This window comes from Maricaulis sp., assembly GCF_015665295.1.
In the GTDB taxonomy this organism is placed as follows: Bacteria; Pseudomonadota; Alphaproteobacteria; order Caulobacterales; family Maricaulaceae; genus Maricaulis.
The window spans coordinates 29,269-42,500 of the sequence record NZ_JADFAJ010000036.1; the positions used below are offsets into that span (position 1 = coordinate 29,269).

General features: G+C 64.1%; 10 protein-coding genes, 1 tRNA gene and 2 rRNA genes (1 of these 13 running past the window's edge). 8 read left to right on the plus strand and 5 right to left on the minus strand.

Going from position 1 to position 13,232, the window contains the following annotated elements:
- Window positions 1-54 precede the first annotated feature (54 nt).
- Genes QZZ02_RS13760 through thrC form a run of 3 tightly spaced genes read left to right on the plus strand, consistent with a single transcriptional unit; the run spans window position 55 to window position 4,102 of the window.
- Window positions 55-1,872: a homoserine dehydrogenase gene (locus tag QZZ02_RS13760; protein WP_291845239.1), complete on the plus strand. Its 1,818-nt coding sequence runs from the start codon at window positions 55-57 to the stop codon at window positions 1,870-1,872.
- The gene (locus QZZ02_RS13765) at window positions 1,869-2,813 is read left to right on the plus strand and encodes a homoserine kinase (RefSeq protein ID WP_291845241.1); all 945 of its coding nucleotides are present in this window, start codon (window positions 1,869-1,871) and stop codon (window positions 2,811-2,813) included. Before QZZ02_RS13760 ends, QZZ02_RS13765 begins: the two co-directional genes overlap by 4 nt.
- A complete protein-coding gene (gene thrC / locus QZZ02_RS13770; RefSeq protein ID WP_291845243.1) occupies window positions 2,810-4,102 on the plus strand; it encodes a threonine synthase in 1,293 nt (430 codons plus the stop codon). Before QZZ02_RS13765 ends, thrC begins: the two co-directional genes overlap by 4 nt.
- On the opposite strand, the gene QZZ02_RS13775 is transcribed toward thrC, so the two are convergent.
- Window positions 4,099-4,713 carry a DUF6445 family protein gene (locus QZZ02_RS13775; RefSeq protein ID WP_291845245.1) on the minus strand — a complete coding sequence of 205 codons (615 nt, stop codon included), beginning with the start codon at window positions 4,711-4,713 and terminating at the stop codon, window positions 4,099-4,101. The genes thrC and QZZ02_RS13775 overlap by 4 nt on opposite strands.
- A 616-nt stretch (window positions 4,714-5,329) precedes the next feature.
- Here QZZ02_RS13775 and QZZ02_RS13780 point away from each other — a divergent pair.
- The 5 genes from QZZ02_RS13780 (at window position 5,330) to QZZ02_RS13800 (ending at window position 10,539) form a co-directional block, all read left to right on the plus strand.
- A complete protein-coding gene (locus QZZ02_RS13780) occupies window positions 5,330-5,896 on the plus strand; it encodes a hypothetical protein (protein WP_291845247.1) in 567 nt (188 codons plus the stop codon).
- 89 nt (window positions 5,897-5,985) lie between these two features.
- Window positions 5,986-6,696, plus strand: coding sequence for a fimbria/pilus periplasmic chaperone (locus QZZ02_RS13785; RefSeq protein WP_291845249.1), 711 nt, complete (start codon window positions 5,986-5,988; stop codon window positions 6,694-6,696).
- A 37-nt stretch (window positions 6,697-6,733) separates the two neighbouring features.
- The gene (locus QZZ02_RS13790) at window positions 6,734-9,187 is read left to right on the plus strand and encodes a fimbria/pilus outer membrane usher protein (RefSeq protein WP_291845251.1); all 2,454 of its coding nucleotides are present in this window, start codon (window positions 6,734-6,736) and stop codon (window positions 9,185-9,187) included.
- Window positions 9,177-10,031 carry a hypothetical protein gene (locus QZZ02_RS13795; protein WP_291845253.1) on the plus strand — a complete coding sequence of 285 codons (855 nt, stop codon included), beginning with the start codon at window positions 9,177-9,179 and terminating at the stop codon, window positions 10,029-10,031. The genes QZZ02_RS13790 and QZZ02_RS13795 overlap by 11 nt, the downstream gene beginning before the upstream one ends.
- Window positions 10,032-10,122: 91 nt before the next feature.
- Entirely contained in the window at window positions 10,123-10,539 is a 417-nt protein-coding gene (locus tag QZZ02_RS13800) for a hypothetical protein (RefSeq protein ID WP_291845255.1), read from the plus strand.
- Window positions 10,540-10,600: 61 nt separating this feature from the next.
- Here the strand turns inward: QZZ02_RS13800 and QZZ02_RS13805 are convergent.
- The 4 genes from QZZ02_RS13805 to QZZ02_RS13820 form a co-directional block, all read right to left on the minus strand.
- Window positions 10,601-10,677: transfer RNA gene (locus tag QZZ02_RS13805), tRNA-Met, on the minus strand.
- Window positions 10,678-11,303: 626 nt separating this feature from the next.
- Window positions 11,304-11,618 carry a hypothetical protein gene (locus tag QZZ02_RS13810; protein WP_291845257.1) on the minus strand — a complete coding sequence of 105 codons (315 nt, stop codon included), beginning with the start codon at window positions 11,616-11,618 and terminating at the stop codon, window positions 11,304-11,306.
- A 452-nt stretch (window positions 11,619-12,070) separates the two neighbouring features.
- Window positions 12,071-12,185 (minus strand): 5S ribosomal RNA (gene rrf / locus QZZ02_RS13815).
- A gap of 97 nt (window positions 12,186-12,282) precedes the next feature.
- Window positions 12,283-13,232 (minus strand): 23S ribosomal RNA (locus QZZ02_RS13820); it runs 1,843 nt beyond the window's last position.

Below are 13,232 nucleotides of genomic sequence, written 5' to 3' on the forward strand. Positions count from 1 at the left end.
CCAAACCCGACCACACACCGACATCCAACCGACCCGACCCGAAGGACCCGACCCATGGCCTTGCCAGACCAACCCAAGCCAGACGAACCCCAGCCCGACCAACCCGAACGCCCGCTCAAGCTTTGCGTGCTGAAATTCGGTAGCTCTGTCCTGTTCACGCCGGACGACTATGCTCGCGCCGCCCACGAGATCTATCGCCATGTCCGCGCCGGCGAGAAAGTCGTGGCGGTCGTGTCCGCGCTGGATGGCGAGACCGACGCCCTGTTCGGGGTCGGCAATGATGTCGGCCAGGGCTGTTCCGACGCCCTTCTGGCCCGGCTGGTCCGTTGCGGCGAGCTGAAGTCGGCGGCCCTCATGGGTCTGGCGCTGGAACGGTCCGGCATCCCCTCGGCGGTGCTTGACCCGCACGAAATGGGCTTGCGGGCCGAAGGCGAAGCGCTTGACGCCAATCTGACCGGACTGGATGCCGCGCGGGTCCTCGCACGCTTCGTCTCGGTCGATGTGGTGGTGGCACCGGGTTTCTTCGGTGATGGCGTGGATGGTCCGGTGACCCTGGGTCGGGGTGGCACAGATCTGACCGCGGTCGAGTTCGCCCACTGGCTGGGCGCCGACCGGGTGCGCCTGATCAAGGATGTCGACGGGGTCTATACCGATGATCCGGCCAAGGTCGCCAATGCCAAGCGCCTCGACCAGCTCGATTATGACGAGGCGGCCAAGGTCAGCCGGGGTCTGGTGCAGGACAAGGCGATCAGCCGTGCCAAGGAACAGGATGTGGTGATCGAGGTCGCGGCGCTGGGACGCCCCTATGCCACGCGCATTGCAGCGGTGGAGAAACGCGCCGGCGACGGGCTGGAGGCCAGGTCGCTGAAGGTCGCCGTGCTCGGACACGGCGCTGTCGGCGCCGGTGTCTGCGCCCACCTGCTTGCCCATCCGGGCCGTTTCACCCTCAACCCGGTCCTGGTCCGAAACCCGGACCAGCATCGCGCCGGCGCGCCCGTCGCCCTGCAATTCACATCAGACCCCGCCGAGGCGCTGGCCGGTGAACCCGATATCGTGGTCGAGACGATGGGCGGCACCGGCCTCGCACGCTCGCTCTCACAGAGCGTGCTGCGCGACGGCTCACATCTGGTGACCGCCAACAAGGCCGTCGTCGCCCTCGACTTCGACCGCCTGCACGAGCTGGCCCAGGAAAACGGACGATCGCTGCGCTATTCCGCGACGATTGGCGGCGGCGTGCCGATCCTTGAAATTGTCGACCTGCTTGCGGCCGAGGACACGCTCCTTTCCGTCGAGGGCGTGCTTAACGGCACCTGCAATTTCGTGCTCGGCAAGCTCGGAGAGGGCGTACCGCTTGCCGAGGCGGTCGCCGAAGCCCAGCGGCTTGGTTTTGCCGAGGCCGACCCGAGCGCCGATATCGACGGATATGACGCGGCCGACAAGCTGGCCATCCTGGTCCGCCATGCCTTCGGCGTCGCCCTTCATCCCGACCAGATCAGCCGCGAAAGCCTGAATGACCTTTCGGCCGAGCGTATCGCCGCCGTCAATGAGCAAGGGCTCATCTTCAAACAGGTCGCCCGCTGCGTCACCACACACGATGGCAGCGTCGAGGCGCGGGTCGAGATCCGCGCCCTCGCCCCGGATCACCCGCTCGCCGGCCTGGTCAATGAAGGCAATGGTGCCCTGCTCAACCTGCCCGGTGGCCAGGTCGGCGTGTTCGGCAAGGGCGCCGGTCGCTGGCCGACCGCCGAATCCGTCTTTGCCGACATCATGGATATCCAGCGCGAGACCGTCCTGCCGTCGGAAACCGCATCGCGCATCCCGGAGAATCCGCTTAGCCATATCCGACGAATGTCCACGAGGACGGTGGCATGAGCCAAAAACCTTCGCTGGCACGCGCGAGCGCGCCAGCCAGTATCGGCAATGTCGGGGTCGGCTTTGATGTGCTTGGCCTCGCCTTCGATGCCGTCCGCGATACCGTCACCGTCCGGCGCGACGAGGAAGCGGGTGTCCGCCTCGGTCATGTCTCCGGCCTGGTTGAACATTTGCCGGAAGCGGTCGCCGATAATTGCGCCCTCGCTGCTGCGGATGCCGTTCTGCGAAAAGCCGGTGCACCATTCGGGATCACCGTTGATATCCACAAGGGTGTGCCGCTGAGCGCCGGCATGGGCGGATCGGCCGCCTCGGCTGTCGCCGCCGCCGGCGCGGTGAATGCACTTCTGGGCTCGCCCTTCAGCCTGTCCGAACTCCTGCCGCTGGCGATGGAGGGCGAGAAGGTCTCCGCCGACCCGCCACCCTGGGACAATGTCATGGCTGCACTGATGGGCGGGCTGGTTGTCGCCGGGCGCCTTGATCCACCACTCATCCGCCGCCTGCCCTTGCCCGCCGGTGTCGCCTGCATCCTCTTTCATCCCGATCGCAAGGTGGAAACGCAACGCGCACGCGAACTCCTCGCCCCGCAGATCGCCAAGGACATCGCCGTCGAACATGCCCGCAACATGGCCAGCTTCGTCGCCGGCTGTGCGATCAATGATCTGGAACTGGTCCGCGCCGGCCTGACCGACATTTTCATCGAGCCGCAGCGCCTGCCCCTCCTTCCCGAACTGGCCGCCGTCCAGGCCGCCGCAATCGAAGCCGGGGCGCTGGGCTGCTCCTTCTCCGGTTCCGGCCCGTCGGTCTTCGCCTGGGCCCTGGAGACCGATCTGCCCGCCGTCGAGACTGCGATGGCTTCCGCCTTCCGGGCGGCGAACTGCGCCGCCAATGCCTATGACGCCCCTATCGACTCGGCCGGGCTCCGCGTGGAGTCGGTGGAATGAGATATGTCTCGACCCGCGGCGAGGCACCCGCGGTCGACGCCGCTGACGCGCTGCGCGCCGGTGTCGCGCCGGATGGCGGGCTTTACATGCCCAGCGCGCTGCCGGCGTTCAGTCCGGGCGATTTCAGCGATACACCAGGCTTGGGCGACCTCGCAGCCCGCTTGCTCGCCCCCTTCTTCGCGGACAGTCCGGTCGAGTCGGCCCTGCCGACGATCTGCCGGGACGCCTTTGATTTTCCCTGTCCGCGCGTCAGTGCCGGCGAGCCGGGCGCTGACCCGATCGTGCTGGAACTGTTTCACGGCCCGACCGGCGCATTCAAGGATTTCGGCGCGCGCTTCCTGTTTCGCGCCTTCGGGGCGATCGGCCAGTCTGCCGGGTCCACATCAACCGTTCTTGTCGCCACCTCGGGCGATACGGGCGGGGCCGTCGGCTGCGCCGCAGAGGGCGTCACCGGTACACGCGCCGTCATCCTGTTTCCCGCGGGCCGGATATCCGCCTTCCAGGAACACCAATTGTGTTGCTGGACCTCGCCTGTCCAGGCCGCCCGCATCGACGGCGATTTCGACGCCTGCCAGGCCCTGGTGAAATCGGCTTTCGCAGATCCGGGGCTGCGCCAGGCCCATAATCTGACCTCGGCCAATTCGATCAGCATCGGCCGCTTCCTGCCGCAAATGACCTACTGGGCCCGCGCGGCCCTGGACGTGTTTGCCGAGACCGGCATCGCGCCCGGCCTGGTGATACCAACCGGCAATCTCGGCAATGCCTTCGCCGCCGTTCTCGCGCGCGCCTGCGGCCTGCCGATCGGGCCGATCGTGCTCGCCACCAATGCCAATGCCACCTTGTCGGACTGGTTCAGCACCGGGCGCTACCAGTCCCGGCCTTCCATCGCCACGCACGCGAATGCGATGGATGTCGGTGCGCCAAGCAATTTCGAGCGGCTGGCCAATCTGTCCGGCGATCAGATTGCGGGAGTGTGCCTGGTCGACGACACGGCCATTCGGGACCGGATAGAGACCTGTTTTCATGAGACCGGCTATATCGCCTGCCCGCACACCGCCACCGCACTGGAAGCCTGGCACCGCCTGCCCGGCCCGGAGCAACAGGCCCGGCGCTGGATTGTCGGAGCAACGGCTCATCCGGCCAAGTTTGCGGAAACCGTGGAACCGGTCATCGGCCAGCCCGTCGCGCTGCCGCCAGCCCTGAAAGCCGTTCTGGATCGACCGGTCCGGTGTCAGAACCTCCGCAACGAGCTCGCCGACCTCGCTCGACTCCTGGAAGGCGCCGCCTAGCGCGCGGCCGTGTTCTCGAAAAAGAGCGGCAGGATGAGGCGGCCGTTTTCAGGCGTGGTCCCGAACGAGACGCCGGCATCGTGCCACATATAGCCACGAAACAGGACGATCCGGTTGTAACGCATCGGAATCGTCATGGTTTCTTCCCATTTCGACGGATCGTTCTGGTCATTGTCGAGGATGGTCTTCAGGGCGGCATCGGCGTTTGCGAACCCCTTGGCTTCTGCCTCGCCCGGAAAGACCGGCGCCCGATCCCATCCGGTCGCGCGATGGCGGAAGAAATGTGTCCCGCCGACACAATGTTCCGGCCGCGTCAGATAGATCATGCCGGACCAGTGATTGAAGTCGATATGCACACTGGCCCGGCTGGTATCACCGTCGAGCGCCAGGCGGGGCACGGCGTGCGATGATTGCGGCGCCGGCGCGACCGGCTCATGCACAATCTGCTCGATCAATTGCTCGATACCGCTGAGATTGAGCGCGGTCGCCGCATTGCGTCCCGGATAGGACGCGCGCTCCGGGCGCGGCGGGTATCTGAGCGACAGCGCAGCTTGCCGAATTCGCTCCGGCTCGGGCAGAAAATCGTCAATGATGATGTGCGTCATATGCATGCGCGGCGAGCCCCGTCCGAATTCACGCCCGTAATGCCAAATCCAGTGCGTCCGGTCCACCATCCCTGCTAGATTTCATGACGATACGGGCTGCAAAACCCTCATCCTTCCCCCGTCCGGGGGAGCAGGTCGCGATAGGCCGGGATCGACGGATCAGGCCATCAGCGCATTCGCCGCACTGGTGATCAGCGGCAATGGGCGCGGCCTGCCGGCCTCACAATCAGGCCGCAGCCGGGCTCCTGCTCAGCCGCAAAACCTATCCCGACATCATGGCAGCCCGCTTTCACATGTTCTCCGAAGTATTGCGCGCTGGCGGCGAAAGCCGGATGCCAGGCAGTTGTGAGACGGGCGCCCATCGCGCACCGGCTTGTATTTAAACAATATCCCCTCAAAATCCACTTTCATGGAAGATTTTATCGTCATGAACGGTGGATGAACAGGTTTGCCCACAAAAGCGACCGAATGAGGCACGAAACCGGCGAACAAATCCCTCTTTGGTCCTTATTCGCCCCCGGTTCAGCCCCAAACCCTCTCTAACTTGGCCCAATCGAAGGTTGGTGATCGCAAATGCCACCCCCTTTCGGATTGGATAAATTCAAAGCCTTGGGGGCTGCACATGTTCAAAAAGATCCTCACCACCAGCGCAATCGCTGCTGTTCTGGCCACCGGTGCCGGTTATGCCCAACAGGGCGGCTCGAACCAACTCTCCTACGATCTCTCGGCCCAGGTCAGCTCGGTCTGCGGCATCTACAATGCCGGCGGAGCCGAAATCGATATCGATTTTGGCGACCTGGCGAATACCGAAACCACCGGCACGGTGGAGCAGGCAGCGGGTTCAGCGTCCTACGCCTGTAATTCGCCGAATGGTTTCACCCGCACCATCACGTCCACCAATGGCGGTTATCTCGTCCGGTCGGGCACGTCCGGCGGCGCGCAAAACCAGATCGCCTATGAAATGCGTCATACCGGAAGCAATGGCCTGACCATGAACTGGACCCAGCTGACCTCCGCCGCGACCGCTGACCTCAATGGTCCGAGTTTCCTGACCGGTCAGACCGGTGATGTCGACTTCCGTGTCTATGGCGTGCGCTCGACCAATGCCGGCGCCGACGGGGCCAGCTATACGACGGTCTTCGCCGGTGATTATTCCGACGTCGTCACCGTCACGGTGACTGCGAAGTAGATATTGTCATGCTAGTGTCCGGACAGGCGAGCCCCGCGGGCTTTGCCTGACCGGGCCCAGCCCGCGATTCCGACCCGAGAGGCCCGCCCATGACCCGCCTGATCTCCCATGCCAAGAGCGCCATTCTCGCCATGCTGGCACTGATCGCCACAGCCGGCCTGGCAATCGCCTATGAGGTCGAGCCGATGCGGATCATCCTGGACCTCGGGGCCGGGCGCACCTCGACCGTCATCACCGTGAACAATACCCGCGACCGGGATTTGCCGGTCGAGATCGTGATGAAACGCCGGATCGTCCATCCCGACGGAACCCAGGAATTCCTGCCGGCGGAAGACGTCTTCTCCGTCTTTCCGCCGCAGGCGCTTGTGCCGGCGGGCCAGAGCCAGGCCGTGCGCATCTCCTATATCGGCGACCCGGACCTGGAAGACAGCGAGGCCTACATCGCCGAAGTGCAGGAAGTCCCGGTCTCCGAACCCGGCTTCACCGGCGTCGTCTTCGCCTATAATTTCGGGGTGGCGATCTATGTCCGTGCCGACGAGGCTCGCGCCGAGATCGCCCTGTCCGGTATTTCGCGGGAGGCTGATGGCCTGGTATTCACAGCCAGCAATAGCGGCACCGATTTTGCGATGCTCAGCGACATGGCCTTGCGCCTGGCAGTGGGAAGCGAAACGGTCCGCCTGACGCCGGCCCAGCTCGCGGAGCTGGTCGAAAACCCCATCATCCCGCCCCATGGCAGCCGTGAGTTCCGCCTCCCCATAACCGGCTTGCCGGACGGTCCGCTGACCATTGCGATCGACTGACCGGTCGCGCGCGATGTCGGGGGGCAAACAGACCGGATTGCATCGCCCCGGGCGCCACGCGCCCGGGCGCTTCGTCATTGGACTGCTGGCCTGCGCCCTGTCCTGCCTGGTCGCGACCGGCCCCGGCGAGGCGGCGCGACTGCAGGCCAATGAACAACTCTTCCTCGTCGACCTTCCCCTGATCATGGACGGGCGACGCTATCCGGCCATTACCGTCGAGACCTCCGTCACGACGGTCAGCCGCATCGACCCTGATGCCCTGCTGCGCGCCATCGGCCCGGCGCTCAACGACCGGAGCCGGGCGGCGCTGGAGGCCAAGGGCGTCGGACTGGTTCCCGTCGCCGATCTGGCTGTCCTGGGCCTGACCATCTCGCTCGAGCCACGAACCCTCACCGCACGGGTGGAAATCGCCCTGGAAAACCGGGCCGCGACAGCGGCATCGCTGGCCCGGGACTGGGTCAACTGGGACGAGACGGCCATCCGCCCGGCGCCCCTTGCCTTCGGTGTAACCGGTGCCCTGACCCTCGCGGACACCCTGTCCGACTCCACTGCCAGTTCGGCCGATCTGAGGCTGGACGGCTTCATCAATTTTGGCGGCCTGGAGGGCGTGAGTGTCGACTGGGGCGGACGCTCCTCGCTTCGGGCGACAGGCGATGTCCGTTTCACCCGCGACCGGATCATCGCCTTCACCGAAAATTCGGCACAGGCCCGGCGCTTCTCCGCCGGCGACCTGGCGCCCCAGCTCGGACGCAGTATCGGCCTGCTCAATCTCGCCGGTGTGGCGGTTGAAACCAATTATCGCGACCTCCAGCCGACAAGGAATATCCGGCCCACCGGAGACCGGTCCTTGGTGCTGGACCGGCCGTCGACCGTTGAGGTCTATGTCAATGGCGCGCTGATCGACCGTTTTGCCGCCGGCCCCGGCCCCGTCGATTTGCGCGATATTCCCCTCGCCAATACCTCCAACGATATCGTCATCATCGTCGAGGATGACCTTGGCCGGCGCGAGGCCGACCGCTTCAGCCTGTCCGCCAATATCGACCTGCTGGCGTCCGGCCTGACGGAAAGCGTCTGGGCGGTCGGGTTTGCGCGCGATGAATCGAAACCGGACTTTGCCTATGACAACGAACGCCCGGTTTTCGGCGGATCCTGGCGCCGGGGCCTCAGCGACAGCCTGACCGCATCCGCGTCCGTCGCGCTCGACGCCGACTATCGCGGTACCAGCGGTACCCTGGCCTTTCCGTTTGCCGGCGGCGTTGCCCAGACCGAGCTGACATGGAGTGACTCCGACGGACGGCGTGCGGGCTCGGCCATCGGCTTCGCCTTCACCGGTGGCCCCTACTGGGCCGAGACACGCCGGGCCACACTGAATCTGCGCCTCGATCATTACAGCGCAGGCTTCGTGACGCTCAATACACGCGTCGGGCCCGCCAGCACGCGCTGGTCGCTGGGCGGCGACATGCGCCTGAGCCTGACCGACACGGTCTCGATGAGCCTGGGCGCACAATATCGCGACAGCCATATTGGCCCCGATCGCAGCCGCACGCTTTCGGCCAGTGTCAACCGGCGCTTCGGAGAAATCCTCGTTTCCGCCTCGGCGCGGCATAGCCAATTCAGCTCGCGCGACAACGAATCCGGGCTCTTCCTGACCGTCAGCCGACGCTTTTCCGACCGCCAGTTCGCCAGCGCCAGTCATGACAGTCTGGGGCGCAGCAGCCGGGTCGACTGGCGACGCGGACGCGGTGAGACGCTGCCCTTTGTGCAGGCACGCGCCGCAGCAATCCGCCGACCGGATAGCGTGGACATTCGCGGCGCTGTCGATCTGGTTGGCGCCCGTGCCGGCCTGCAACTGAGCGCCGATCACCAGGCCAGCCGTACCGGCGCTGCCGACCGGTCCGCCTATACGCTTCGCCTGCAATCCGGCCTTGCCTGGAGTGACGGCCAGCTTGGGATTGGCCGGGATCCGGGTCGCGGCTTCATCATGGTCGATCGACACCCCTCGCTGGAAAACGCGGAACTGGCCATCGCCATGCAGGCCAGCCCCGCCCCTGTCGGTCGCGCCGACCGGTTCGGACCGGCCATCATTTCTGTCGATGCCCCCTACCGCCCGGTCCGCTTGCGGGTCGACGCGAGCGGTCTCGAGCCGGGCTATGACATAGGCCCGGGCCAGTACAGCCTGATTTCAGGCAGCTCGACAGGCACCCGGATCACGGTCGGCACCCCGGCATTCCGCACAGCGATCGCAACGCTGACGCGCGATGGCGAACCACCGGCCCTGCAATACGGCCTGCTGACCCATCTCGACAGCGGCACCAGCCAGGCCTTCTTCACCAACCGGACCGGCCGGGCCGCATTCAATGCGCTGCTGCCGGGGCGTTACGCCGCACACCTGCAGTCGCAACCACGAACGGTCTACCGGTTCACCATCGGGACCGGTGCCAGCGCCTATGTCGATCTCGGGAGACTGGAAGGGGAAACCAGTGATGATTAGTGCCATGATGGCGGCCAGCCTCAGCCTGGTCAGCCTGCAGCCTGCTCCGCCTTGCGACGGCTTCGATATCGAGATCACGCAGACGGACGGGCTTGTCTATGACGCGGCCGACATCTCCGACACCATCATTCACCTGCGCCTGCGCGCAAGCGATGCCGAGTTGCCGACAGGCTGCGAGCGTCTCGCGGTCAGGCTCGCCATTCCTGACGGCACCGCTGCCGAGCCGGTCCTGGCGGGCCCGTCCGCTCAACTGGAGGCCGATTGGGAACGCGCCGACGAGATCCGGCGGACCGGATCGACCTGGCGGCTGCAGCGCGATGCCGTGCGCCGCCTGGTGAGCGGTGAAACGCTGACCCTGCCCTTCTACCGCCTCGCGGCCGGACAATTCGTTCCACCGGGACTGTATGAGCATCGCCTTGAAGTCACCAGTGGTGACCGTCTCGCGACAATACCGGTCGGCAGCCAGGTCCTGCCCGCCCTGCGCTTCGAGGGCAGCACCAGCGCCGGGACGCACGTGATCAACCTGGGTGATATCGATACCGGCGCCCAGGGTCGCTCGGACTTCTTCTTCCGCACCAATACCGCGGTCTCGGTGATGGTTCATTCCGATAATCTTGGCGCACTCGTGCATGAGCGCGGCGCCGAATTCGGAGCCGTCAGCTACACCGCATCGGTCTCGGGACAGGTCGTCGACCTCACGCTGGCAGCCGGCGACACCGTTGATTTTCCCTATCGATCCAGCGCTGTTCAGTCGGGCTCGCTCGAAATCGATGTGCCGCCGGCAATCCACCACTACGCCGGCCTCTATCGGGATGTCATCACCATGAGCTTCATCCCGTATTGAGCGTGCGTTAAGCATGGTGCGCGGTTTCACGCGCGCGCCCGCGCAAAACCTGCTAGCAAGTGCCCCTTGATGGTATGAATGCAGGCAGGACATGCTTCAGGCACGGAGACAGGTGGCGAGATGGACCGGGCTGGCCGCCCTGTCGGCGGCCCTGTCGGCGTCCCTGTTGGCAACCCCGCAGACCGGTGCCGAGATGCGTCTCGCCCTGAATGCCAACGTGTCGACCCAGTGCGCGATCGCCGATATTGACAGCGAGTCCTGGAACGATGGCATCCTTCGACTCAGCGCCCATTGCAACGCCCAGTCCTATCGGGTCCGGCTGATGAGCGGTGAGACCGCAATCGGTCTCTCCGCGGCAAGCCTCACGGCCCCCGGCGCCGATATCCGCCTGCGCTCCGGAGATGCCTGGATCAATCAGGACCGGCCCGGATCGCGCCGGATCGAAATCCGCATCGACGCCCCCCTTGCCCTGACCGGCCCCGTCTCGATTCGCCTCGACACACTCTAGCCGTTGCAGCCTGACCGCCCGAAAACAAAAAACCCCGCGCCTCAGGGCACGGGGTTTTCTTTGGGTGCGGGGGTAGGATTTGAACCTACGACCTTCAGGTTATGAGCCTGACGAGCTACCGGACTGCTCCACCCCGCATCAGGATGTTCCGACACATTCCGTATCGGGAGCGCGTGTGTAAGCTGACAAGCGTGTAGCGTCAACAGCATAGCTGCGCTCGGCCAGCTGTCAAAAGCAGGCTTGGCGTTCTGGCCCCCACCTGCAGCGCGGCGGCACCCGGAAACTCGCCCCGGCCGCCCTGCAGCACGGGCACGCCGATCGTCACGATACGGCCATTTACACCACCAGGAGCGTCACACGAGAGAACTGTGAGGCGCTGCTCGTTCGATCCAGCGGCCATACCCCATGCGCCGGCCGGTCCGGCAATACGGGCCCGCGGCAGCCCGCCGACGCTCGCACTGCCTGCTGAGCAACCAGCTCCCGCCCTGTTTAGCGGCGGCCTTGTCTGGTGCCGCCGGGTCCGGCACGGCGTAAGCCTGACAGGGTGGCTCTGGCCGAGCGCGGCCCCTTGCTTGTGTTGGTTGTCCTGGCGGTCGAAACCGTGGCTCGCCGGACGAGGAATACCGCGCCTGTATCGATCTCATTTCCGGTCGCGGCAGCGACGCCGCGGACGACATTGCAGCCCCGAAAAACAGCACAGGCTTTGTTGATATCGCGTACCGGCGCCAATTGTGGCGGGAAACTTGCCTGCCCCGGTGCTTCAATCAGTCCGACAGGCCGGGCGTATCCAGGCAAGCGGCTTGTGCCTGACGCAACGCGACGAGGGCGCGGTCCAGGTCTTCCGGCGTCGGCGAGACAATCTCGACATGATGTATCGACATGCCGACATAAGACACGCAAAAACCATGCGCCTCACCGCACGCTATACGCCGCGCAGAATACTCAGTTTCTCCGGCCTGGCCTTCCGCCTGTGAGGTTGCGTCCAGATCCAGATGACGCACATCAAAGGCGTATTGAAGGCGCGATTGGCGTCCAGGAATGATCTCATAGGCAAATTTGCAAGGCTCAAGCTCGGCCATGGAAGTGCTTAGAAAAGCGTCCCGAGTTCGAGTGGCCGCAATCAGATCATCAACGGCTTGGCCGTACAATCGAGCCGAGGACATGCCCGGGTCTTCAGATGCATGAGACGAGGGTGTCGAGCACGACGCCACGCACCATGCCAGTAAAACAGTCAACAATAAGTCGCGCACGAACCACTTCTCCCTGACAGGCGCCATCCCTGACAGGCGCCGCCGTCGCGACCAGCGCTGGGCCGGTCACGGCCATGATCCTTATCTGAAAACCGGGTCAGACACATTCAATTTCGAGGGCAGACTCCATGGGCATGTGGCCTTGGTCGCCAACACGGCGAAGTTCATCATTGATCGGGGTTTTGAGGTGGTGTGGGGCTGGACGCAGAAACGCCCCCGGCTTTTGGGCACGGGGGCGTTTGGTGTTTGATATGTGTGGAGGTATTGGATCTATCGTGCAGACCGGGCAGCGACCTACTCTCCCACGCCTTAAGACGCAGTACCATCGGCGCTAGGGGTCTTAACGGCCGTGTTCGGGATGGGAACGGGTGTGGTCCCCCTGCAATAACCACCCGGTCAGCGCGATAGATCCAAGGATTGAAGAGACATTCTGATCTTTATGTGAGGTTCTTGGTCTTGTTCGACGAAGCGTTCGCCGGACATGAGCATCTTCAAGATCAAGACAATCGAGTAATTAGTACCAGTCAGCTTCACGTGTCGCCACGCTTCCACATCTGGCCTATCAACGTGGTGGTCTTCCACGACTCTCAAGGGAAAACTGGTTTTGAGGGGGGCTTCCCGCTTAGATGCATTCAGCGGTTATCCCTTCCGTATATAGCTACCCTGCTATGCTGCTGGCGCAACAACAGGTCCACCAGAGATACGTCCACCCCGGTCCTCTCGTACTAGGGGCAGCTCCTCTCAATTTTCCGACACCCACGGCAGATAGGGACCGAACTGTCTCACGACGTTCTAAACCCAGCTCACGTACCGCTTTAATTGGCGAACAGCCAAACCCTTGGGACCTGCTCCAGCCCCAGGATGCGATGAGCCGACATCGAGGTGCCAAACAATGCCGTCGATATGGACTCTTGGGCATCATCAGCCTGTTATCCCCGGCGTACCTTTTATCCGTTGAGCGATGGCCCTTCCATGCGGGACCACCGGATCACTATGGCCGTCTTTCGACTCTGCTCGACCTGTCAGTCTCACAGTCAGGCGGGCTTATGCCATTGCACTCAACGAGCGATTTCCGACCGCTCTGAGCCCACCATCGCGCGCCTCCGTTACTCTTTGGGAGGCGACCGCCCCAGTCAAACTACCCACCAGACAGGGTCCCGGACCCAGGTTCATGGGCCGCGGTTAGATATCAACAATCATCAGGGCGGTATTTCAAGGATGTCTCCACCAGAGCTGGCGCCCTGGCTTCATAGACTCCCGCCTATCCTACACAAATAATCGCTAATACCACTGTCAAGCTGTAGTAAAGGTGCACGGGGTCTTTCCGTCTGACCGCGGGAACTCCGCATCTTCACGGAGAATTCAATTTCGCTGAGTCTATGCTGGAGACAGCGGGGAAGTCGTTACGCCATTCGTGCAGGTCGGAACTTACCCGACAAGGAA